At 64.8% G+C, this 20557-nt stretch carries 23 protein-coding genes and 2 tRNA genes; 13 read left to right on the forward strand and 12 right to left on the reverse strand.

Annotated features, from left to right (window positions below; all coding sequences use genetic code 11):
• Positions 1–19: 19 nt before the first annotated feature.
• Entirely contained in the window at positions 20–247 is a 228-nt protein-coding gene (locus BMY22_RS09180; protein ID WP_090621380.1) for a YheU family protein, read from the forward strand.
• 9 nt (positions 248–256) lie between these two features.
• On the opposite strand, the gene BMY22_RS09185 is transcribed toward BMY22_RS09180, so the two are convergent.
• The 3 genes from BMY22_RS09185 to BMY22_RS09195 all read right to left on the reverse strand — a co-directional run bounded on the left by BMY22_RS09185 (position 257) and on the right by BMY22_RS09195 (position 2740).
• Positions 257–616: a DUF2784 domain-containing protein gene (locus tag BMY22_RS09185; protein ID WP_090621381.1), complete on the reverse strand. Its 360-nt coding sequence runs from the start codon at positions 614–616 to the stop codon at positions 257–259.
• A gap of 157 nt (positions 617–773) precedes the next feature.
• Positions 774–2429 (reverse strand): cation acetate symporter, encoded by a 1656-nt coding sequence (locus tag BMY22_RS09190; RefSeq protein ID WP_090621383.1) that lies wholly within the window; start codon positions 2427–2429, stop codon positions 774–776.
• Entirely contained in the window at positions 2426–2740 is a 315-nt protein-coding gene (locus tag BMY22_RS09195) for a DUF485 domain-containing protein (protein ID WP_090621385.1), read from the reverse strand. The genes BMY22_RS09190 and BMY22_RS09195 overlap by 4 nt, the downstream gene beginning before the upstream one ends.
• A 249-nt stretch (positions 2741–2989) precedes the next feature.
• Here BMY22_RS09195 and BMY22_RS09200 point away from each other — a divergent pair, with 249 nt between their 5' ends.
• A complete protein-coding gene (locus BMY22_RS09200; RefSeq protein WP_090621387.1) occupies positions 2990–3205 on the forward strand; it encodes a DUF2061 domain-containing protein in 216 nt (71 codons plus the stop codon).
• A 33-nt stretch (positions 3206–3238) separates the two neighbouring features.
• On the forward strand, positions 3239–4876 hold the full coding sequence (locus BMY22_RS09205) for a glycoside hydrolase family 17 protein (protein WP_425265968.1): 1638 nt from the start codon (positions 3239–3241) through the stop codon (positions 4874–4876).
• Here BMY22_RS09205 and BMY22_RS09210 read toward each other — a convergent pair.
• Positions 4856–5212, reverse strand: a complete 357-nt coding sequence (locus BMY22_RS09210) for a hypothetical protein (RefSeq protein WP_090621391.1) — start codon at positions 5210–5212, stop codon at positions 4856–4858. The genes BMY22_RS09205 and BMY22_RS09210 overlap by 21 nt on opposite strands.
• Before the next feature lie 134 nt (positions 5213–5346).
• Here BMY22_RS09210 and BMY22_RS09215 point away from each other — a divergent pair, with 134 nt between their 5' ends.
• Together BMY22_RS09215 and BMY22_RS09220 are read left to right on the forward strand one after the other, a co-directional pair.
• Positions 5347–6645, forward strand: a complete 1299-nt coding sequence (locus BMY22_RS09215; protein WP_090621392.1) for an alpha/beta fold hydrolase — start codon at positions 5347–5349, stop codon at positions 6643–6645.
• Entirely contained in the window at positions 6638–7411 is a 774-nt protein-coding gene (locus BMY22_RS09220) for an MlaA family lipoprotein (protein ID WP_090621394.1), read from the forward strand. Before BMY22_RS09215 ends, BMY22_RS09220 begins: the two co-directional genes overlap by 8 nt.
• Positions 7412–7422: 11 nt before the next feature.
• Here BMY22_RS09220 and BMY22_RS09225 read toward each other — a convergent pair whose 3' ends face one another.
• Entirely contained in the window at positions 7423–8346 is a 924-nt protein-coding gene (locus BMY22_RS09225; protein ID WP_090621396.1) for a lipid A biosynthesis lauroyl acyltransferase, read from the reverse strand.
• Positions 8347–8568: 222 nt separating this feature from the next.
• On the opposite strand from BMY22_RS09225, the gene minC reads away from it, so the two are divergent.
• The 5 genes from minC to BMY22_RS09250 all read left to right on the forward strand — a co-directional run bounded on the left by minC (position 8569) and on the right by BMY22_RS09250 (position 12592).
• A complete protein-coding gene (gene minC / locus BMY22_RS09230) occupies positions 8569–9315 on the forward strand; it encodes a septum site-determining protein MinC (RefSeq protein WP_090621397.1) in 747 nt (248 codons plus the stop codon).
• 100 nt (positions 9316–9415) lie between these two features.
• Positions 9416–10231, forward strand: a complete 816-nt coding sequence (gene minD, locus BMY22_RS09235) for a septum site-determining protein MinD (protein WP_090621398.1) — start codon at positions 9416–9418, stop codon at positions 10229–10231.
• Positions 10228–10482 carry a cell division topological specificity factor MinE gene (gene minE / locus BMY22_RS09240; protein ID WP_090621400.1) on the forward strand — a complete coding sequence of 85 codons (255 nt, stop codon included), beginning with the start codon at positions 10228–10230 and terminating at the stop codon, positions 10480–10482. The genes minD and minE overlap by 4 nt, the downstream gene beginning before the upstream one ends.
• Before the next feature lie 98 nt (positions 10483–10580).
• Positions 10581–11216 (forward strand): RluA family pseudouridine synthase, encoded by a 636-nt coding sequence (locus BMY22_RS09245; RefSeq protein WP_090621402.1) that lies wholly within the window; start codon positions 10581–10583, stop codon positions 11214–11216.
• Positions 11217–11302: 86 nt separating this feature from the next.
• Complete coding sequence (locus BMY22_RS09250) at positions 11303–12592, forward strand: M18 family aminopeptidase (RefSeq protein ID WP_090621404.1); 1290 nt, start codon at positions 11303–11305, stop codon at positions 12590–12592.
• A 79-nt stretch (positions 12593–12671) separates the two neighbouring features.
• Here the strand turns inward: BMY22_RS09250 and BMY22_RS09255 are convergent, their stop codons facing one another.
• A complete protein-coding gene (locus BMY22_RS09255; RefSeq protein ID WP_090621406.1) occupies positions 12672–13634 on the reverse strand; it encodes a zinc-binding dehydrogenase in 963 nt (320 codons plus the stop codon).
• A gap of 119 nt (positions 13635–13753) precedes the next feature.
• Between BMY22_RS09255 and BMY22_RS09260 the strand changes: the two genes are divergently transcribed.
• Positions 13754–15835, forward strand: coding sequence for a carboxy terminal-processing peptidase (locus BMY22_RS09260; protein WP_090621408.1), 2082 nt, complete (start codon positions 13754–13756; stop codon positions 15833–15835).
• Between the two features lie 108 nt (positions 15836–15943).
• Here BMY22_RS09260 and BMY22_RS09265 read toward each other — a convergent pair whose 3' ends face one another.
• From BMY22_RS09265 to BMY22_RS09290, 6 genes are all read right to left on the reverse strand, one after another.
• Complete coding sequence (locus BMY22_RS09265) at positions 15944–16306, reverse strand: hypothetical protein (RefSeq protein WP_090621409.1); 363 nt, start codon at positions 16304–16306, stop codon at positions 15944–15946.
• On the reverse strand, positions 16303–16644 hold the full coding sequence (locus BMY22_RS09270) for a helix-turn-helix domain-containing protein (protein WP_090621411.1): 342 nt from the start codon (positions 16642–16644) through the stop codon (positions 16303–16305). The genes BMY22_RS09265 and BMY22_RS09270 overlap by 4 nt, the downstream gene beginning before the upstream one ends.
• Positions 16645–16688: 44 nt before the next feature.
• Positions 16689–17129 (reverse strand): YkvA family protein, encoded by a 441-nt coding sequence (locus BMY22_RS09275; protein WP_167363718.1) that lies wholly within the window; start codon positions 17127–17129, stop codon positions 16689–16691.
• A 364-nt stretch (positions 17130–17493) separates the two neighbouring features.
• Positions 17494–18246 (reverse strand): BamJ family beta-barrel-assembly machinery protein, encoded by a 753-nt coding sequence (gene bamJ / locus BMY22_RS09280; protein ID WP_090621413.1) that lies wholly within the window; start codon positions 18244–18246, stop codon positions 17494–17496.
• Between the two features lie 254 nt (positions 18247–18500).
• Positions 18501–18577 (reverse strand) — tRNA-Asp (locus BMY22_RS09285).
• 12 nt (positions 18578–18589) lie between these two features.
• Positions 18590–18665, reverse strand: a tRNA-Val gene (locus tag BMY22_RS09290).
• A 156-nt stretch (positions 18666–18821) separates the two neighbouring features.
• On the opposite strand from BMY22_RS09290, the gene rdgC reads away from it, so the two are divergent.
• A complete protein-coding gene (gene rdgC, locus BMY22_RS09295) occupies positions 18822–19742 on the forward strand; it encodes a recombination-associated protein RdgC (RefSeq protein ID WP_090621414.1) in 921 nt (306 codons plus the stop codon).
• Positions 19743–20331: 589 nt separating this feature from the next.
• A partial coding sequence (gene tnpB, locus BMY22_RS09300; protein ID WP_244158833.1) for an IS66 family insertion sequence element accessory protein TnpB occupies positions 20332–20557 on the forward strand: 226 nt, incomplete at its 3' end.

Genomic DNA, 20557 nt, shown 5'->3' on the forward strand with positions numbered 1-20557 from the left:
TTGCTCCCGGAGAATCCCCATGCTCATCCCCTACCACCTGCTGGAGGCCGACACCCTGACCCGGCTGATCGAGGACTTCGTGACCCGCGAAGGCACCGACAACGGCGACGAAACCCCTCTGGCGACCCGCGTGCAGCGCGTCCGCCAGGCGCTGGAAAGCGGCGAGGCGCTGATCGTCTTCGAGCCGGACAGCCAGCAATGCCAGCTGATGGCGAAACGGGACGTGCCGAAGGAATGGCTGGATTGAACCTGGCAGTCAACGCCGCCGCCCGAGCAGCCAGAGATAGACCAGGGCATTGACCAGCAGCACCGAGGTGCCCAGCCAGACCTGGATGCCCGGCGTCAGACCGGCCGGGTAGATCAGCGGCAGCAGGTAATGCTCGATGAAGCTGCCGTCGTAGCCGGACTCCCCGGCAGCCCGGCGCAGGGCGTTCTCCCAGCCGGTCAGCGGACAGGGCAGGCTGAAGAACTCGGTCGCCGCGCCCCAGGCCATCGCCGGCAGGTGCACCAGGGCCAGGATGCGCCAGCGCAACAGCAACAGGCCGCCCAGCAGCACGAAGAGAATAAACAGCAGGTGTGCCACCAGCAACGCGTCCGCAGCCAACCGGTAAAGCATGGATGCCTCCCCTGTGGCGAAGGGCAGCTGTTTCTACCGCCGGCCCGATGGGACAACCATAGCAGCGCCGGGCAGGCTGCCCCCGGCAGGAAAAAGCCCTGCCCCAGAAACAGGAAAGGCAGCCCGAAGGCTGCCTTTTGACCTGCCGAAGGAAGGGTCAGTGGGCGACGGCGCCACTGGCTCCCAGGCCGGTCTGCGAGCGGACGAACTGCGGCAGGAAGCGCTCACGCTCTTCTGCAGCAGACTTCGACTTGTCGGTGATCGAGAAGAACCACACGCCAACGAAGGCCGCGATCATGGAGAACAGCGCCGGGTACTTGTAGGGGAAGATCGCTGCTTCGTTGTGCAGCACGTCGACCCAGACAGTCGGGCTGAGGATGGTCAGCAACATCGCAGTACCCAGACCCAGAGCACCACCGATCAGCGCACCGCGAGTGGTCAAGTCCTTCCAGTACATGGAGAGGAACAGGACCGGGAAGTTGCAGCTGGCGGCGACGGAGAAGGCCAGACCCACCATGAAGGCGATGTTCTGCTTCTCGAAGATGATGCCGAGCAGGATCGCCACGACGCCCAGGGACAGGGTGGTGATCTTGGTCACGCGCATCTCGTCCTCTTCCTTGGCCTTGCCCTTCTTGATCACGCAGGCGTACAGGTCGTGGGACACGGCCGAGGCGCCAGCGAGGGTCAGACCGGCGACCACCGCCAGGATGGTGGCGAAGGCCACAGCGGAGATGAAGCCGAGGAACAGGTTGCCGCCGACGGCGTTGGCCAGGTGGATAGCCACCATGTTGGTGCCGCCGATGATGGCGCCAGAGGCATCCTTGAACGCCGGATCGGTGCCGACCAACAGGATGGCGCCGAAGCCGATGATGAAGGTCAGGATGTAGAAGTAGCCGATGAAGCCGGTGGCATAGAACACGCTCTTGCGGGCTTCTTTGGCATCACCCACGGTGAAGAAGCGCATCAGGATGTGCGGAAGACCGGCGGTACCGAACATCAGGGCCAGACCCAGGGAGATCGCGGAAATCGGGTCGGAGACCAGGCCGCCGGGACTCATGATCGCCGCGCCCTTGGTGTGGATCTTCACGGCTTCGGTGAACAGGGTGCCGAAGTCGAAGCCCACGTGCTTCATCACCATGAGAGCCATGAAGCTGGCACCGGAGAGCAGCAGGATCGCCTTGATGATCTGTACCCAGGTGGTGGCCAGCATGCCGCCGAACAGCACGTACATGACCATCAGCACACCCACCAGAACTACCGCGACGTAGTAGTCCAGACCGAACAACAGCTGGATCAGCTTGCCGGCACCGACCATCTGGGCGATCAGGTAGAAGGCCACCACGATCAGCGAGCCGAAGGCCGAGAGGATGCGGATCGGCGTCTGCCCGAGGCGATAGGAGGCCACGTCGGAGAAGGTGAACTTGCCGAGGTTGCGCAGGCGCTCCGCCATCAGGAAGAGGATCACCGGCCAGCCGACCAGGAAGCCGATCGAGTAGATCAGGCCATCGTAGCCGGAGGTGAACACCAGGGCCGAAATCCCCAGGAAGGACGCCGCGGACATGAAGTCGCCGGCGATCGCCATGCCGTTCTGGAAGCCGGTAATGCTGCCGCCGGCGGTGTAGTAGTCGGAGGTGGAGGTGTTGCGCTTGGCCGCCCACTTGGTGATCCCCATCGTGAAGACGATGAAGAGCACGAACATGCCGATAGCGGTCCAGTTGGTCGCCTGCTTCTGGACTTCGCCGGTGAGGGCGTCGGCCATCAGCAATGGCGAGGCTGCCAACAAGGCGGCAGCGGTCAGAAAACGCTTCATCATTTCTGCACCTCGTCGAGCAGTTCCTGGTTCAGACGATCGAACTCGCCGTTGGCACGGTAGGTGTAGACACCGGTGAGCACGAAGGCGAGCAGGATCAGGCCAACACCGACGGGCATGCCCAGGGTAGTAGCGGATTCGGCGCTGAGCTTGATCCCCAGGACCTGCGGCACGAAGGCGATGATCAGGATATAGGCGAAATAGAGGCCCAGCATGATGGATGAAAGCAGCCAGGCGAACCTCTCGCGCCTTGCCACCAGTTCTCGGAAGCGCGGATTCTGCTCGATCCGCCTGTAGATACCGTCGTCGTTCATTTCTTTTATTTTCCTCACGGGTTGCGGGGTAAGCACACTCTAGTTGTCCCCCGAACGGACAACAGACGACCTTAGTCTTAGCCCGCCGCCCTATGAACCAAAGTCGATATGTCGAGGTCATTGGCATCGTCCGGGCCGTCCCCCGTGATCGACACCCCCTATCGGTGCGATGGAAAGCGACCATTTCCGCACCGTCCGCCGGATCGTTACCGTGTACTCACCCTGGAACGACTCCCTGCGAGGTGCGCCATGCTCAAGACCCTGACCTTCACGCTGATGCACTTTTGCATCGCCTTCGTCGTCGCCTATGCGCTGACTGGCAGTATCGCGGTGGGCGGCCTGGTGGCAGCGGTCGAGCCCCTGTGCAACTCGGTGGGCTTCTATTTCCACGAGAAGCTCTGGCAGCGCCGGGAAAAAGTTCGCGGCCAGCCGGGCACGCGAGGCTGGCGGCATCGCCACGCCTGAGGCCGGTGCGGTGCGAGGTCGGAAGCGGTTAAGATGCGCGGCCCGGCTGCCAGACGATCTCGAACCATGCCTGTCACTTCTTCGCGCTTTCCGCTACTGCCCTACCTGTTCGCCACCCTTCTCGCCGTGCTGGCCCTGAGCGGCTTCTGGTACGGTGCCGGCCAGCCGGTCGTGCTGGCGGACGTGGTCAGCCCCACACACAAGCTGCAGTGCGTCTCCTACAGCCCGTTCGACAAGGACCAATCGCCCTTCGACAAGCCCTTCGTGCTGCGCGAAGCGCGCATGGATGCCGATCTGGCGCTGCTCGCCGAACGCTTCCACTGCGTGCGCACCTACTCCATGACCGGCATGCAGGCGCTCCCCGCGCTGGCTCGCAAGCACGGCCTGAAACTGATGCTCGGCGCCTGGGTGAACCCCGACCCGGTGGAGACCGAGAGCGAAATCGCGCTGCTGATCGAGGCGGCCAAGGCCAACCCGGACGTGGTCGAGGCGGTGATCGTCGGCAACGAGACCCTGCTGCGCAAGGAAGTCACCGCCACGTATCTGGCTGCGCTGATCGAGCGGGTCAAGGCCAGCATCGACCAGCCGGTCACCTATGCCGATGTCTGGGAGTTCTGGCTGAAGCACCCGGAAGTCGCCCCGGCGGTGGATTTCCTGACCATCCACCTGCTGCCCTACTGGGAGGACGATCCGACCGGGATCGACCAGGCGCTCGCCCAGGTCGCTAGCGTCCGCCAGGAATTCGGCCAGCGCTTCGCGCCCAAGGACATCCTGATCGGCGAAACCGGCTGGCCCAGCGAGGGCCGCCAGCGCGAAACCGCCGTGCCCAGCCGGGTCAACCAGGCCCGCTTCATCCGCGGCTTCGTCGCCATGGCCGAGCAGCATGGCTGGCGCTACAACCTGATCGAGGCCTTCGACCAGCCCTGGAAGCGCCAGAGCGAGGGGGCGATGGGTGGCTACTGGGGGTTGCTGGATGCCGACCGCGAGGACAAGCAAGTCCTCGCCGGGCCGGTCTCCAACCTGCCGTACTGGCCGCTCTGGCTGGGCATCGGCGGGCTGATCATGGCCGGCGCACTGGTCGTTGCCGGGCGTCCGGCCTCCACGACCGCGGCCCTGCTGCTGCCGCCGATGGCCGCGCTCGGCGCCGCCTGCATCGGCCTGTGGAGCGAGCTGGCGAGGGTCACCAGCCGCTACCCCGGCGAGTGGCTGTGGGCCGCCCTGCTGATCGGACTAAACCTGATCGTGCTGCTTCACGGCATGCTGCGGCTGTCGGCCCGCGAGGGCTGCCGCGCCCGCTTGCTCGCCTGGCTGGATGCGCGCGGCGGCTGGTGGCTGGCCGCTGCCGGCTTCGCCGGGGCGGTGATGATGCTGGCACTGGTATTCGATGCCCGCTACCGCAGCTTCCCCAGCGCCGCCCTGTTGCTGCCCGCACTGCTTTACAGCTGCCGCCCGGTGGCCGGACCGCGCCGGGAGATCGCCCTGCTGCTGGCGCTGATCGGTGCCGGCATCCTGCCGCAGCTGTATCAGGAAACCCTGCTCAACCGGCAGGCGCTTGGCTGGGCGCTGGTCAGCCTGCTGCTGGTGGTCGCTCTCGGCCGCAGCCTGCGTCTGCGCAAGCCCGCCCCGGTGCCTGCAGCGATGGAGGCCGCCTCAGCGGCGAACCAGACGTAGCCCGGCAACGACCACGGCGAACACCGCCAGGCTGGCGGTGTAGAGCACCAGCGCCGGAATTCCCAGGCACAGCCCGGCGAGCGCCAGCCACCAGCCGGCGCGCCCGGGCAGCAGGAAACCGGCCAGCGCCGTGGCCAGGGCGCTCCAGGCCAGCAGCCGGAAGTGGATCATCAGGCCCAACCCGGCGCGCAACTGGCACTCCCAGCGCTGCGCCTGCTCGGCGCACAGGCCGACCCACTGGCCATCTTCCATGAAAGCAAAACGCAACCCGTAGCTGGCCGCCACGCAGAGCGGCAGGAGGATCAGCAGGGCAAGCAGGGGCAGGCGCGAGGACATGGGGCACTCCAGGGACAAATGCCCGCCAGCATAACCAGCAGCGGCGCGGAAGCAAGCGCCGGCGCGGGACTATCCTGATTGCACGCGCTGCGTTAAAAGCAGTCCCATGGCCAGATCACCCACGAGGTTGGACCATGCCCCGTCTGCCCCTCATCGCTGCCCTGCTCGGTACTCTGCTGCTCTGTGGCCGCCTGCCGGCGGCCGACATCGACCCGGCGAATTACGGCTTTCCGCTGCACAATCCCTTCGAGGCAACCATCACCACTACGCCGCCGGAACTGCGCCCCCTCCTGCCGTCCGACGACGAGATCGACCAGCAGGACTACAGCCTGCCACTACGCCCCGAACGCCGTTTCGCGCTGCCGGGCAACCTGCGCCAGGTCGAAGACCTGCGCTATCGCCTGGCCCGCCAGGACCATCCTGCGCCGCTGATTTTCGTCATCTCCGGCACCGGCGCGAACTACGCCAGCAGTCTCACCGAGTACCTGAAGCGGCTGTTCTACGGGGCCGGCTTCCATGTGGTGCAGCTGTCCTCGCCGACCAGCTACGACTTCATGACCGCCGCCTCGAGCGCCGCCACGCCCGGTCTCAGCCGCGAGGATGCCGACGACCTGTACCGGGTCATGGAGGCGGTACGGGCGCAGCAGGCGGACCTGCCGGTCACCGCCTACCACCTGACCGGCTATAGCCTCGGTGCCCTCCACGCGGCCTTCGTCAGCCAGCTGGACGAAACCCGCCACAGCTTCGACTTCAAGCGCGTACTGCTACTCAACCCGGCGGTCAACCCCTACAACGCGGTGCGCAACCTCGACCGCCTGGTGCAGACCGAGGTTGCCGGCGTCACCGGCAACCTGACCTTCTACGAGCTGATCCTCGGCAAGCTGACCCGCTACTTCCAGCACCGCGGCTACATCGACCTCAACGAGGCCCTGCTGTACGACCTCCAGCAGTCGAAGGAGCGCCTGACGAACGAGGAAATGGCCATGCTGATCGGCTCGGTCTTCCGCTTCGCCGCCGCCGACATCGCCTATACCTCCGACCTGCTCAACCGCCGCGGGCTGATCACCCCGCCGAACTATCCGATCGACGAGGACACCCCGCTCACGCCCTTCTTCATCCGCGCTCTGCAATGCAACTTCGGCTGCTACCTGACCGAACAGCTGATCCCCCAGTGGCGCGCCCGTCACAGCGGCGGCAGCCTGGCTCAACTGATCGGCCAGATCAGCCTCCAGGCCCTGCAGGACTACCTGGCCGGCAGCCGCAAGATCGCCGTGATGCACAATGCCGACGACCTCATCCTCGGCCCCGGCGACCTTGGCTTCCTGCGCCGCACCTTCGGCGAGCGACTGACCCTCTATCCGTTCGGCGGGCACTGCGGCAACCTCAATTACCGGGTCAACAGCCAGGCCATGCTGGAGTTCTTCCGTGGCTGAACGGCCGTGGCTCATCGCCTCCGCCCTGCTCGCCGGCAGCCTGGCCGTCAACGCCGAACCGGCCGCCGACGGGGATGGCTTCAAGCACCCGCTGGACCGCCTGCACTTCAACCAAAGTCTCGACCAGCGCGAGTTCGAGCGCTCGAGCCTCGCCATTCTCAACGTCCGGGACCCCTGGGAACGCTGGAATCGGCGGGTCTATCACTTCAACTATCGCTTCGACGAGTGGCTGCTGCTGCCGGTGGTGCGTGGCTATCGCTACGTCACTCCTGGATTCGTGCGCAGCGGCGTGCGCAACTTCTTCAGCAACCTCGCCGAGATTCCCAGCCTGCTCAACAGCCTGCTGCAAGGGCGGGGCAAGCGCGCCCTCGACACCGGAGCCCGCCTGCTTTTCAACACCACCCTGGGGGTCGCCGGCCTGTGGGACCCGGCCAGCCGCATGGGGCTGCCCAGACAGAGCGAGGATTTCGGGCAGACCCTCGGCGCCTACGGCGTTTCCGAAGGGCCCTACCTGATGCTGCCGATTCTCGGACCGTCCAACCTGCGCGATGCCGGCGGCCAACTGACGGACTTCCTGACGGCCAACTGGGTCGACTACCTGAACGTTGCCACGGCCAGCGACGCCCATCCGGAAATCTACGCGCTGAAGGGCACCGACCTGCGCGACAGCATTCCCTTCCGCTACGGACAACTCAACTCGCCATTCGAGTACAACCAGATCCGCTACGTCTACACCCGCGCCCGCCGGCTGCAGATCGAGGAATAGCGGCCGGCCCGCTATCGGTAGAGGCTCGGCTCGCCGTCCGGGCGGCTCTTGAAGCGCCGGTGCGCCCACAGGTACTGCTCGGGGTGCCGGCGTACCGCCTGCTCGACCCAGCGGTTGATGCGCCGGCAGTCGGCCTCCTCGCTTTCGCCGGGAAAATCCACCAGCGGCGGATGGATCGTCAGCCGGTAGCCTGAGCCGTCGGCCAGACGGGTCTGAATGAAGGGCATCACCTGCGCCTTGCCCAGGCGGGCGAACTTGGTCGTCGCTGTCACGGTCGCCGCCGGGATGCCGAACAGCGGCACGAAGAGGCTCTGCTTGCGCCCGTAGTCCTGGTCCGGCGCGTACCAGATGGCACGCCCGGCACGCAGCACCTTGAGCATGGCGCGGATGTCCTCGCGCTCGATGGCGGTGGCATCGGCATTGTGCCGCTCGCGGCCGCGCCGCTGGACGTAGTCGAAGACCGGGTTGGCGTGCTCGCGGTACATGCCGTCGATGGTTTGCCGCTGGCCGAGCAGGGCCGCGCCGATCTCCAAGGTGGTGAAGTGCAGGGCCATGAGAATGACCCCCCGGCCCTCGGCCTGCGCCCGCTGCAGATGCTCGAGGCCTTCGATGTGCGCCAAGCGGGACAGCCGCTGGCGCGGCCACCACCAACTGATGGCCATCTCGAAGAAGGCGATGCCCATCGAGGCGAAATTCTCCCTCACCAAGCGCTCGCGCTCGGCGGCGGAGAGGTCGGGGAAGCACAACTCCAGATTGCGTCGGGCAATGCGTCGGCGCGAACCGGCCAGCCGGTAGGTCAGCGCTCCCAGCCCGCGACCAAGCCGCAGCAGCCAGGCGTAGGGTAGCTGGGCCACCAGCCAGAACAGCCCCAGCCCCAGCCAGAGCCCCCAGAAGCGCGGGTGGAAAAAACGGGCACGAAAGCGCGGACGATCCATTGACAGCCCCAAAAACGGCAAAAACCGGCATTCTAGCGGGAAAGCGTCGGCCGGGTCCGTCGCGAAAACACGCCGCCCAAGTCCGCTTCCAGCCCGTGCGGCAACCCGCCACGGGCATGCCAGAAGGCGCGTTGTCGGCCCGCCCGGCGGTTTTTCTTCGTCCGGCTAGCCTGCCGCAGCGTTTCCCGTTATAAGACCGCCATTCATTGCAATGGGTAGATCATGAGCCACGCCGACCTCCTCGACCCAGCCCCCGTGTTCCAGCTCAAGGGCAGCATGCTCGCCATCACCGTGCTGGAACTGGCACACAACGACCTGGCCCGCCTCGACCACCAGTTGAGCGAAAAAGTGGCGCAGGCCCCCAACTTCTTCCAGAACACCCCCCTGGTACTGGCCTTGGACAAGCTCCAGCCCGGCGCGCAGCGGCTCGACCTGCACGCCCTGTTGGCGGTCTGCCGGAGCCACGGCCTGCGCACCCTGGCGATCCGCGCCAACCTGGCGGAACACATCGCCGCCGCCCAGGCGCTGGACCTGCCGGTCCTGCCGCCCTCCAGCGCGCGGGAGCGGCCGATCGGCCCCGGCGCCACTGCCGCGCCGGTGCCGGCGAAGAAGCCCGAGAAGCCCGCCGAGCCGGTGATTCGCCCGACGCGAGTGGTCACCACCCCGGTACGCGGCGGCCAGCAGATCTATGCGCCGGGGGGCGACCTGCTGGTCCTGGCCCCGGTCAGTGCCGGTGCGGAACTGCTCGCCGACGGCAATATCCATGTGTATGCCCCGATGCGGGGGCGTGCCCTGGCAGGCATCAAAGGCAACGGCCAAGCCCGGATTTTCTGCAGAGTGCTGGCCGCCGAGCTACTCTCCATAGCCGGCCGCTACAAAGTTGCCGAAGACCTCAGACGCGATCCGAACTGGGGCGAGGCCGTGCATATCCACCTGGCCGGCGACGTGTTGAACATCACTCGCCTTTAACGGATACTCGCGCGCTTTCAGGGGCTTTACCGGACTGGACTCCAAAAAGCCACCCGCGCGGCTCACCGCTCCCGTTTTTATTTATTTGGGGTGAATCACCTTGGCCAAGATCCTCGTAATCACTTCCGGCAAGGGTGGCGTCGGCAAAACCACGACCAGCGCCGCCATCGGTACCGGCCTTGCCCTGCGCGGGCACAAGACCGTCGTCGTCGACTTTGACGTAGGTCTGCGAAATCTCGACCTGATCATGGGCTGCGAACGCCGGGTCGTATACGACTTCGTCAACGTCATCCAAGGTGATGCCTCGCTCAGCCAGGCCCTGATCAAGGACAAGCGCCTGGAGAACCTCTACGTGCTGGCGGCTAGCCAGACCCGCGACAAAGACGCCCTGAGCACCGAAGGCGTGGGCCGGGTAATGGACGAGTTGCGCGAATCCTTCGAGTACATCATCTGCGACTCGCCAGCGGGGATCGAGAAGGGGGCGCACCTGGCCATGTACTTCGCCGACGAGGCGATCGTGGTGACCAACCCCGAGGTGTCCTCGGTACGCGACTCCGACCGCATGCTCGGCCTGCTCGCCAGCAAGTCGCGGCGCTCCGAGAACGGCGAGGAGCCGATCAAGGAGCACCTGCTGCTGACCCGCTACAGCCCCGACCGCGTGACCAAGGGCGAGATGCTCGGGGTGGAAGACGTCGAGGAGATCCTCGCCATCCGCCTGCTCGGGGTGATTCCCGAATCCCAGTCGGTCCTCAAGGCCTCCAACCAGGGTATCCCGGTGATCCTCGACGAACAGAGCGACGCCGGCCAAGCTTACAGCGATGCCGTGGAGCGCCTGCTGGGCAAGGAAACGCCGCACCGCTTCCTCGATGTGCAGAAGAAGGGATTCCTGCAACGTCTATTTGGAGGACGTGAATGAACATTTTTGACTTCTTTCGCGAACGCAAAAAAGAAACTTCTGCGTCCATCGCGAAAGAGCGTCTGCAGATCATCGTCGCCCACGAGCGTGGCCAACGCAGTACGCCGGACTACCTGCCGGACCTGCAGAAGGAGCTGGTCGAAGTGATCCGCAAGTACGTCAACATCGACAGCGATCAGGTGCAGGTGATCCTGGAAGACCAGGGCAACTGCTCGATCCTCGAACTCAACGTCACTCTGCCGGATCGCTGAGGCGGTTCGCCCTGCAACGGCGGCGGCCCTGCGGCCGGGTGGAGGCATAATAGCTTTCCATCGCCTGTCTGGCCGCCGCCGTCGTTCCCGGATACTCCATGCCCCTGTCGAACATCGAAATCGTCCACCAGGACGACGCCCTGCTGGTGGTCAACAAGCCCACCCTGCTGCTCTCGGTACCAGGCCGCGCCGAAGACAACCGGGACTGTCTGGTCAGCCGCCTGCAGGACAACGGCTATCCCGAGGCACGCATCGTGCATCGCCTCGACTGGGAAACCTCCGGCCTGATCGTGCTGGCCCGCGATGCCGACAGCCACCGCGAGCTGTCCCGCCAGTTCCACGACCGGGAAACCGAGAAGGCCTACACCGCGCTCTGCTGGGGCGAACCGGAAGCCGACAGCGGACGCATCGAGCTGCCGCTGCGCTACGACCCGCCGACCAAGCCGCGCCATGTGGTCGACCATGAGCTGGGCCGCCATGCCCTGACCTTCTGGCGGGTGCTGGAGCGCTGCGGCCACTACAGCCGCGTCGAACTGACCCCGATCACCGGCCGCTCCCATCAGCTGCGCGTGCACATGCTGGCCATCGGTCACCCTCTACTGGGCGACCGTCTCTACGCCCATGACGAGGCGCTGGCCGCTGCCGGGCGCCTGTGTCTGCATGCCAGCCTGCTGGCCCTCGGCCACCCGCAGAGCGGCGAGCGCCTGCGCTTCGAAAACCCCGCACCGTTCTGAACGCCCAGCGCAAGCGCGCCGGACGTCCGACTGCAGCCCATCGCCCTTTTCGATACACTCCGCAGCAACGCTGTCCGGAGTCCACTATGCGTACAGAACTCAACCAGGGCCTGATCGATTTCCTCAAGGCCTCGCCCACCCCCTTCCACGCTTGCACCAGCCTGGCCCAGCGCCTCGAAGCCGCTGGCTACCAGCGCCTGGACGAACGCGAAGCCTGGCCGAGCCAGTCCGGCGGGCGCTACTACATCACCCGCAACGACTCCTCGATCATCGCCATCCAGCTCGGCCGGCGCGCGCCGCTGGAAGGCGGCCTGCGGCTGGTCGGCGCCCACACCGACAGCCCCGGCCTGCGCGTCAAGCCCCAGCCGGAACTGCACCGCCAGGGTTTCTGGCAACTCGGCGTGGAGGTCTACGGCGGCGCCCTGCTCGCTCCCTGGTTCGACCGCGACCTGTCACTGGCCGGACGGGTCACCTTCCGCCGTGCCGGACGGGTCGAAAGCCAACTGATCGACTTCAAACAGCCGATCGCCATCATTCCCAACCTGGCGATCCACCTCAACCGCGAGGCCAACCAAGGCTGGGCGATCAACGCGCAGAACGAACTGCCGCCGATCCTCGCGCAGATCGCCGGCGACGAGCGGGGCGACTTCCGCGCCCTGCTGGCCGAGCAGTTGCAACGCGAACACGAGATCAACGCCGACGTGGTGCTGGATTTCGAACTCTGCTTCTACGACACCCAGGGCGCGGCGCTGATCGGCCTGAGTCAGGACTTCATCGCCGGCGCCCGTCTCGACAACCTGCTGTCCTGCTATGCCGGCCTGCAGGCGCTGCTCGCCGCCGGCGACGAAGAAAGCTGCGTGCTGGTCTGCACCGACCATGAGGAAATCGGCTCCTGTTCCACCTGCGGCGCCGACGGCCCCTTCCTCGAACAGGTACTCGGCCGCCTGCTGCCGGCCGGCGACGATTTCGTGCGAATCATGCAGCAATCCCTGCTGGTTTCCGCGGACAATGCCCACGGCGTGCATCCCAACTATGCCGACCGCCACGATGCCAACCACGGCCCGAAGCTCAACGCCGGCCCGGTGATCAAGGTCAACAGCAACCAGCGCTACGCCACCAACAGCGAAACCGCCGGCTTCTTCCGCCACCTGTGCTTCGACGTCGAGGTACCGGTACAGAACTTCGTGGTGCGCAGCGACCTGGGCTGCGGCTCGACCATCGGCCCGATCACCGCCAGCCGGCTCGGCGTGCGCACTGTCGACATCGGCCTGCCGACCTTCGCCATGCACTCCATCCGTGAACTGGCCGGCAGCCACGACCTGACCCACTTGGTGAAGGTCCTGACGGCCTTCTATTCGAGCCCTACACTGCCCTGACGGAGATCCCGCCCTCGCCTCGCCCTCCCGGCTGGAGCGGCGGCCAACCTCGCATGCACGAGGTCAACCACCGTCCCGCTCACAGCAGGCCGTCGTCGATCACCAGCGCCACCTTGCCGGACACGGTGTTACTGGCCAGCATCTCGAAGGCCGCGCCGACATCCTTGGCGGCGAAACTGTGCTCCAGGCGCGGATCGAGGCGCCCTTCGCCGAACAACGGCCAGACCTGCTGGCGCAGCTCGTCGATCAGCTCGCCCTTGAAACGGTCGTCGCGCGTGCGCAAGGTCGAGCCGATCAGCTGCACCCGCTTGCCCAACAGCTTGGCCAGATCCAGCTGCGCCTCGCGCCCACCCATCAGGCCGATGATCACCCAGCGCCCATCGCGGGCCAGCAGGTCCAGATCGAGCGCCGCGTAACGCGCGCCGATCGGGTCGAGGATCACGTCGAAGGGCGCGAAGTCGCGCAGGCCCTCCAGATCCTGGGTGCGCAGCACCCCGCCCTGGGCGCCCAGCGACTCGCAATAGGCCAGCCGCTCGGGCGAGCCGACGCTGACCCAGCAGGGATTGCCGAATGCCTTGCACAGCTGGATACCCGCCGAGCCGACACCGCTGGCCCCCGCGTGGATCAGCGCCTTCTCGCCCGGCTTGAGAGCACCCAGCTTGAACAGGTTAAGCCAGGCGGTGGCATAGACTTCCGGCAATACCGCCGCCTCGACCAGCGACAGCCCTTCCGGTGCCGACAGGACATGCCGTCCGTCCACCACCACCTCCTCGGCCATGCCGCCGCCGGCCAACAGCGCGCAGACCCGGTCGCCGACCTGCCAGTGGCTGCCCGCTCCGACCTCGCTGACCACGCCGGCGCACTCCAGGCCGAGCACATCGCTGGCGCCGGGTGGCGGCGGATAGAGCCCGGCACGCTGAAGAAGATCGGCCCGGTTCAGTCCGGCCGCCGCCACACGAATCCTGATTTGCCCTACGTCACAGGAAGGTGCAGACCGCTCGACCCACTCCACACTTCCCTCGATGCCTTGCAATGCCTTCATGCTACCTCCATAGTAGGTTTTTGAGTCCGCCGCAGGCTCCGCTCCCTTCGTCAAGAAAGGAACCCGGCACCCCGTCTGACGGCCTAATATGCGTTATCACTCCCCACTAGTCGAATGACATGAAGCGCCTTCTCCCCAGTACTCTCCTCGCCTTCACCCTCGGCCTCAGCGCTTCGCTGCTGGCGCAGACCGCTGCTGCCGGCAACTGGGATGCCCTGCAACCGGACCGCGACCAGGTGATCGCCAGCCTGAACGTGGTGGAGCTCCTCAAGCGCCATCATTACAGCAAGCCGCCACTCAACGATGCGCGCTCGGAAAAGATCTACGAAAGCTACCTCAAGCTGCTCGACCCGACCCGCAGCTACTTCATCGCGGCGGACATCGCCGAATTCGACCGCTGGCGCAACCAGTTCGACGACTTCCTGAAGAGCGGCGACCTGCAGCCCGGTTTCACCATCTACAAGCGCCATCTCACCCGCCTGGAGGAGCGCCTGCACTTCACCCTCGGCCTGCTCGAGAAGGGCGTGGACAGCTTCGACTTCGGCCGCGACGAAAGCCTGCTGATCGATCGCGAGAACGCCCCCTGGGCGAAGGACAAGGCCGCTCTCGACGACCTCTGGCGCAAGCGCCTGAAGGACGAGGTGCTGCGCATGAAGATCGCCGGCAAACAGCCCAAGGCCATCCAGGAGCTGCTCATCAAGCGCTACAACAACCAGTTGTCGCGCCTGGAGCAGACCCGCAGCGAAGATATCTTCCAGACCTACATCAATGCCTTCGCCCAGACCTACGATCCGCACACCAACTATCTATCGCCGGACAACGCGGAAAACTTCGATATCAACATGAGCCTGTCGCTGGAAGGCATCGGTGCGGTGCTGCAAAGCGACAACGAACACGTCAAGGTGGTCCGCCTGGTGCCTGCCGGTCCGGCGGAGAAGAGCAAGCAGCTCGCGCCGGCGGACAAGATTGTCGGCGTCGCCCAGGCCAACGGCGAAATGGTCGACGTGATCGGCTGGCGTCTGGACGAGGTGGTCAAGCTGATTCGCGGCCCGAAGGGCTCGGTGGTGCGCCTGGAGGTCATTCCGGCCAGCAATGCTCCCAACGACGAAACCAGCAAAGTGGTCGCCATCACCCGCGAGGCGGTCAAGCTGGAAGAACAGGCAGCCAAGAAGTCCATACTCGAACTGCCTCACGAAGGACGCACCTACAAGCTCGGCGTGATCGAGATCCCAGCCTTCTATCTGGACTTCAAGGCGTTCCGCTCCGGCGATCCGGACTACAAGAGCACCACCCGCGACGTGAAGCGACTGCTCAGCGAACTGAAGGCGGAGAAGGTCGATGGCGTGGTCATCGACCTACGCAACAATGGCGGCGGCTCGCTACAGGAAGCCACCGAATTGACTGGCCTGTTCATCGACGAGGGGCCCACGGTGTTGGTACGCAACAACGACGGCCGGGTCGACGTGCTCGCCGACGAAAACGGCGGCACCTACTACACCGGTCCGCTGGCAGTGCTGGTCAATCGCCTTTCCGCCTCAGCTTCGGAAATTTTCGCCGGCGCCATGCAGGACTATCATCGCGCCCTGATCATCGGCGGCCAGACCTTCGGCAAAGGCACGGTGCAGACCATCCAGCCCCTCAACCACGGCGAGCTAAAGCTGACCCTGGCCAAGTTCTACCGGGTTTCCGGACAGAGTACCCAGCATCAGGGGGTAATTCCGGACATCAGCTATCCGGACGAGGTGGACACCAAGGAAATCGGCGAAAGCGCCCTGCCGGAAGCCATGCCCTGGGACAGCATCCGCCCGGCGATCCGTCCGGAAGCAGACCCATTCAAGCCACTCTTGAGCGAACTCAAGGCCCGCCACGACCGCCGCACGGCGCAAGATCCCGACTTTGTCTTCACCCGCAACCGCCTCGACCTGAGCCGGCAGTTGATGCTGGAAACCACCGTTAGCCTCAACGAGGGAAAACGGCGCGCCCAGCACGACTCCATCGAGTCCAAACAGTTGGCCATCGAGAACGAGCGGCGCAAGGCCAAGGGTGAGGAACTCCTGACCGAACTGAAGGAAGAGGACGAGAACGCCTTGCCAGTGGCGGACGGCAAGAACAAGAAACCCGAGGACGATGCCTATCTGGCGGAAACCGGGCGTATCCTGCTCGACTATCTGGGCCTCAGCGAGGCCTTGGCCAAGCACTGATCCACATGGTGGAGATACCAAGGGGCCGCTCATGCGGCCCCTTCGTTTTCTGCTGGAAAAGCCCGGCAAGGGCGGTCAGCGGCAAGCCCCGCATCCCGCCCAGTGTCCTCATCGATCCTCGTAACTGAACTCGAAGACCCGTACCACTTCTGCCGCATGCCAGGAGGCAGCAGCCGTGCCATCGGGCGGCCCGGAAAAGCGCCCAAGTCGCACCACGCAGTCGAAGAAACCGGGGCGCGGCAGACGGCTGGCGCCCTGGCTGATGACCAGCGAGCTGCGTAGAGGCCGCTCGGCACGCGCATCGAGAACCGCCAGATGCTCCAGAGCGGCGGTCAGCGTCTGCATGGCCGGTGGCGGCAGTTGCAGACGCTCGATCAGCGCGCGATAGGTCAGCAGATGACGACTCTGACGCGCGTCGTCCAGTTCGCCCAGCAGCGCCTGCCAGTGCTGGCGACTGATGCGAATGATCAAGAGTTCCCCTCCCAGTCCGCAATGCCCAATGCGCGAGCCAAGGCACGCCGGATCGCGGAGTCCGGCTGTCGCTCACCCGTCTCGATCATCTCCAGATAGGACGGGCTGATACCCACGGCTCTGGCCAACTGCTCCTGCGACATGTTTTGAGCTTCGCGCAGGGATACCAATTGCGCAAGGCTGGGGGTAACCGCAGGCCGTTCGGGTGCCTCGAGCGCCTCGCCGCCTTGCCCGGCAGCCCGCAGCAGGGCCTGATAGTCGGCCCAAGGCAGTACCGCATACTCCACCTCCCCCTCACGCATGATCATTTGAACGTTCGTAATTTTTTTCTCGTGCATCGATCCGGTCCAAATATTGACAATCCGTCTGTCGCCAGAATCCCTCAGCGTCCTTCCGAACGGCTTGCGGGAGCCGGCAGGCACTCCAGCTCTGCCTGGTGCTGCGGCGACTGGGCAGCCAGCCAGGCACGGAAGGCCTCCAGCTCGCCGCGCCAGCTGCGCACCACCCAGGCAAGCACCGCAATATCGTCGAGAAACCCCAGGCCGAGCAACCAGTCGGGAAGCGCATCCAGCGGAGACAGGAAATACAGAAGCCCAGCGATCGCCGCGAGCAATGCCTGCTGACTAATCTGCCGGTATTCGCCACGCCACCAGGCCGCACAGAGCGACTGCAGCAGGCGCAGATCCTCCCGGACGCCCCCTAGCCGCCCGCCCTTGCGCTCGCTCTTGCGCGCCACATCCAGCAGAAGCTCGGTCAGCCGCCCATCGGCCAGCAGGGACCGGGCAAGACGAAGGAATCGGGAGAAAATCCAGGGTGCTTTCATGATCGCTACTCCGCAGCATGCGGTCTTCTCGGATTATCCACGAAATCCGTGGACAACATTGATCCCTCGATTTCCGACGTGCCGGGGAACGCTGCGTTGTATCCGATCTTTCCCCCTACTCGATGGAAAGCCTCGGCGCATTAAGCGGCAGACGAAACGCATGCAGCCAAGCGCCCCGGCGCAGCTCGAGGCCCCACATCGATAGAACAGATACGTGAAGGAAATCCAGGTAGCCCTGGAGCAAAGGAGACAGCGAAAACAGGGGGGACTTTGCAGGCGCCACACTATCGAAGAGCGAGGCTTCCCGTGCAACTCAAATGAAAACGCCCCACAAAAGCGGGGCGTTGGCTTACGCTATCAGCGCTCACTCGCCTTTGGCTTCGGCCTGCTCTGCCTCGGACTCAGGCTCGGCCTGCTGCCCGGCCGGTTGATCCTTGATACCCAGCAGCTCCAGTTCAAACACCAGCACCGAGTTGGCCGGAATGGCAGGGCTCGGGCTTTGCTCGCCATAGGCCAGCTCGCTGGGAATGTACAGCTTGAACTTCTCGCCGACATGCATCAACTGTAGACCTTCGACCCAGCCCGGGATGACGCCGCTGACCGGCAGATCGATGGGACTGCCGCGCTCGATGGAGCTGTCGAAGACGGTGCCATCGGTCAGACGGCCTTCATAGTGCACGGTTACCACATCGCTGGGCTTGGGCTGGGCGCCCTCGGCCTTCTTCAGCACTTCATACTGCAGACCGGAAGCGGTGGTGGTCACTCCCTGGCGCTTGGCGTTTTCCTCGAGGAACTTCTTGCCGGCCTTGGCGTTTTCTTCGCCAAGGGCCGCCATACGCTCTTCGGCGCGCTTCTGCAGGGCGGCGAAGGCCTCGATCAGCTCCTCGTCGTTCAGGCGCTGCGCCTTCTTGCCGATGGCATCCTCGATGCCCTGAGCCACGGCCTTGGAGTCCAGATCGTCCATGCCCTCCTGGGCCAGACTCTTGCCCATATTCAGGCCGATACCGTAGGAGGCCTTCTGTGCGGGGGTCTTGAGTTCCACACTGGTTTGCGAATCGCAACCGGCAAGAACCAAACCCACCAAGGCCATCGCAGCGGCCAACCGATGTTGTCTCATGCTGTTTCCTTGTTCGTTCGCCCGAGGGCTATCAGTGAAAGCGAAAGCTTAACAGGCAGCTGCGACCACTGGCTATGGAGAATAGGAGCCCCGCGACGGCGATAAGTTCAAGTTTCCGAAGGGGCCCTAATAGAGCAACTGGAAGCTGCCCGAGGGACTCTAGACCGGGCCGCCGAAGAAACGAAAAAGGCGGCCTCGAGGGCCGCCTTTCTCTTTTCCCGCCAAGCTCTGTCCAGCCTGGCGAACTACTAATGTGGCGCAGCGGACGGGACTCGAACCCGCGACCCCCGGCGTGACAGGCCGGTATTCTAACCGACTGAACTACCGCTGCGCATAACCTCGATGGTGGGTGATGACGGGATCGAACCGCCGACCCTCTGCTTGTAAGGCAGATGCTCTCCCGGCTGAGCTAATCACCCTTCACTCTCGAAGTGGGGCGCATTCTAGACAGCTGTTTTCACCTTGGCAACCCCCCCGATGAAAAAAATTTTCAGACGTTCCAAGGGGTTAGGGTTGGCCCGCAAGGTCACGGGAGAGAATAATGCGCGCTTTGCGCAACGGAGATCGCCAACCCCATGTGGTTCCGCAACCTGCTCGTCTATCGCCTCACCCAGGATATCCCCTTCGCCGTCGAAACGCTGGAAGAGGCGCTGGCAGCCAAGCCGGCCCGCCCCTGCGCCAGCCAGGAACTGGCGACCTACGGTTTCGCTGCCCCCTTCGGCAAGGGCGAGGATGCGCCCCTGGTCCACGCCAGCCCGGACTTCCTGTTGATCGCGGCGCGCAAGGAGGAGCGTATCCTGCCAGGCAGCGTAGTGCGCGACGCGCTTCAGGAGAAGGTCGAGGAAATCGAGGCCGAGCAGATGCGCAAGGTCTACAAGAAGGAGCGCGACCGGATCAAAGAAGAGATCGTCCAGACCTTCCTGCCGCGCGCCTTCATTCGCCGCGCCACCACCTTTGCGGCGATCATGCCCAAACAGGGGCTGATCCTGGTCGATACGTCCAGCGCCAAGAAGGCCGAAGACCTGCTCTCCACCCTGCGCGAGGCCATCGGCTCGTTGCCGGTGCGGCCGCTGGGCGTGAAGATCGCACCGAGCGCCACCCTCACCGGCTGGGTCAAAGCCCAGCAGGCCGCCGCGGACTTCCATGCGCTCGACGAATGCGAACTGCGCGATACCCACGAGGATGGCGGCGTGGTCCGCTGCAAGCGCCAAGACCTGACCGGCGAGGAGATCCAGCTGCACCTTTCCACCGGCAAGCTGGTCACCCAGCTGGCGTTGGCCTGGCAGGACAAGCTGTCCTTCGTCCTCGACGACAAGCTGGCGGTCAAGCGCCTGCGTTTCGAGGATCTGCTGCAGGAGCAGGCCGAGCAGGATGGCGGCGACGACGCCCTCGCCCAGTTGGATGCCAGCTTCACGCTGATGATGATGACCTTCGCTGAATTTCTCCCGGCGCTGTTCGAGGCCCTCGGCGGAGAGGAGATTCCCCAGGGCATCTGACCCCCCAGCAGCCGACGCCGGCGCTCCCGCCGGCCAAGCAGCCAGTCCCGAAAGGGCCGGACGCCGCAGGGAGCGACCGCGAAGTAGCCGCTCATATTTATTTACCGCGACGTTCGGTAGCACGACGGCCAGAGACGACGACAGGATCGACAGTCCAGCCTCGCCAAGCGGGAGAATTGCCAGCAGCGCCGAGGCGATCCTCAACAATGCGTTGGGGATGTTTTGTTCGCAGCGCCTGCCTCTGCTTTGCGGGGCGCGCCAGGACCAAGGCATAAAGCGGTACCCACCCGGCCAGCCCATGGACCAGTGAGCCCCGCCAGCTATCGGCGATCGTGGCTTCGGAGAGGCCGCCGCTCGCGGAGCATCGAGTCCAGCGCGAACCTGCCGAGAACACGTGCCACCAGGCTTTCGTCGCCCGGCAGCCAGCCCTGGGCATGGGCCGGATCTGCATCAGGTAGATCGTCTCGAGAAACCAGAACCAGGAGTTGCCGAGCGCGGTTGCGCAGTAACCGCTCCATAAACCCTACCTTCGAAACCGCGCCCTGAGATCTGATGCTGAGCTCCCGATTCCTTCTGGAACTTGCCCCGCATGATGCGTCCCGCCCCCAACGTCAAAGCTGTTTACCTCTACCCCAAGCCGGTCGATTTCCGTAAATCCATCAATGGCTTGGCAGCCCTGGTCGAGTTGGATATCAAGGTCGCGGTGTTCGACCCTGTGTTGTTCGTCTTCCTCAATCGCACACGCAACCAAGTGAAAATTCTGTACTGGCATCGCAACGGCTTCTGTCTGTGGCTCAAGCGCCTGGAGGCCGAGC

This window comes from Azotobacter beijerinckii (assembly GCF_900110885.1).
GTDB classification, from domain to species: Bacteria; Pseudomonadota; Gammaproteobacteria; order Pseudomonadales; family Pseudomonadaceae; genus Azotobacter; species Azotobacter beijerinckii.

Coding starts and splice junctions, on each gene's coding strand:
- BMY22_RS09210 (WP_090621391.1), bottom strand. CDS start 5,212: ATGTCCTCGCGCCTGCCCCTGCTTGCCCTGCTGATCCTCCTGCCGCTC.
- BMY22_RS09185 (WP_090621381.1), bottom strand. CDS start 616: ATGCTTTACCGGTTGGCTGCGGACGCGTTGCTGGTGGCACACCTGCTG.
- BMY22_RS09270 (WP_090621411.1), bottom strand. CDS start 16,644: ATGCACGAGAAAAAAATTACGAACGTTCAAATGATCATGCGTGAGGGG.
- BMY22_RS09250 (WP_090621404.1), top strand. CDS start 11,303: ATGCGTACAGAACTCAACCAGGGCCTGATCGATTTCCTCAAGGCCTCG.
- minE (WP_090621400.1), top strand. CDS start 10,228: ATGAACATTTTTGACTTCTTTCGCGAACGCAAAAAAGAAACTTCTGCG.
- BMY22_RS09225 (WP_090621396.1), bottom strand. CDS start 8,346: ATGGATCGTCCGCGCTTTCGTGCCCGTTTTTTCCACCCGCGCTTCTGG.
- BMY22_RS09180 (WP_090621380.1), top strand. CDS start 20: ATGCTCATCCCCTACCACCTGCTGGAGGCCGACACCCTGACCCGGCTG.
- BMY22_RS09245 (WP_090621402.1), top strand. CDS start 10,581: ATGCCCCTGTCGAACATCGAAATCGTCCACCAGGACGACGCCCTGCTG.
- BMY22_RS09215 (WP_090621392.1), top strand. CDS start 5,347: ATGCCCCGTCTGCCCCTCATCGCTGCCCTGCTCGGTACTCTGCTGCTC.
- BMY22_RS09255 (WP_090621406.1), bottom strand. CDS start 13,634: ATGAAGGCATTGCAAGGCATCGAGGGAAGTGTGGAGTGGGTCGAGCGG.
- bamJ (WP_090621413.1), bottom strand. CDS start 18,246: ATGAGACAACATCGGTTGGCCGCTGCGATGGCCTTGGTGGGTTTGGTT.
- minC (WP_090621397.1), top strand. CDS start 8,569: ATGAGCCACGCCGACCTCCTCGACCCAGCCCCCGTGTTCCAGCTCAAG.
- BMY22_RS09260 (WP_090621408.1), top strand. CDS start 13,754: ATGAAGCGCCTTCTCCCCAGTACTCTCCTCGCCTTCACCCTCGGCCTC.
- BMY22_RS09195 (WP_090621385.1), bottom strand. CDS start 2,740: ATGAACGACGACGGTATCTACAGGCGGATCGAGCAGAATCCGCGCTTC.
- BMY22_RS09190 (WP_090621383.1), bottom strand. CDS start 2,429: ATGATGAAGCGTTTTCTGACCGCTGCCGCCTTGTTGGCAGCCTCGCCA.
- BMY22_RS09200 (WP_090621387.1), top strand. CDS start 2,990: ATGCTCAAGACCCTGACCTTCACGCTGATGCACTTTTGCATCGCCTTC.
- BMY22_RS09205 (WP_425265968.1), top strand. CDS start 3,239: ATGCGCGGCCCGGCTGCCAGACGATCTCGAACCATGCCTGTCACTTCT.
- rdgC (WP_090621414.1), top strand. CDS start 18,822: ATGTGGTTCCGCAACCTGCTCGTCTATCGCCTCACCCAGGATATCCCC.
- BMY22_RS09275 (WP_167363718.1), bottom strand. CDS start 17,129: ATGAAAGCACCCTGGATTTTCTCCCGATTCCTTCGTCTTGCCCGGTCC.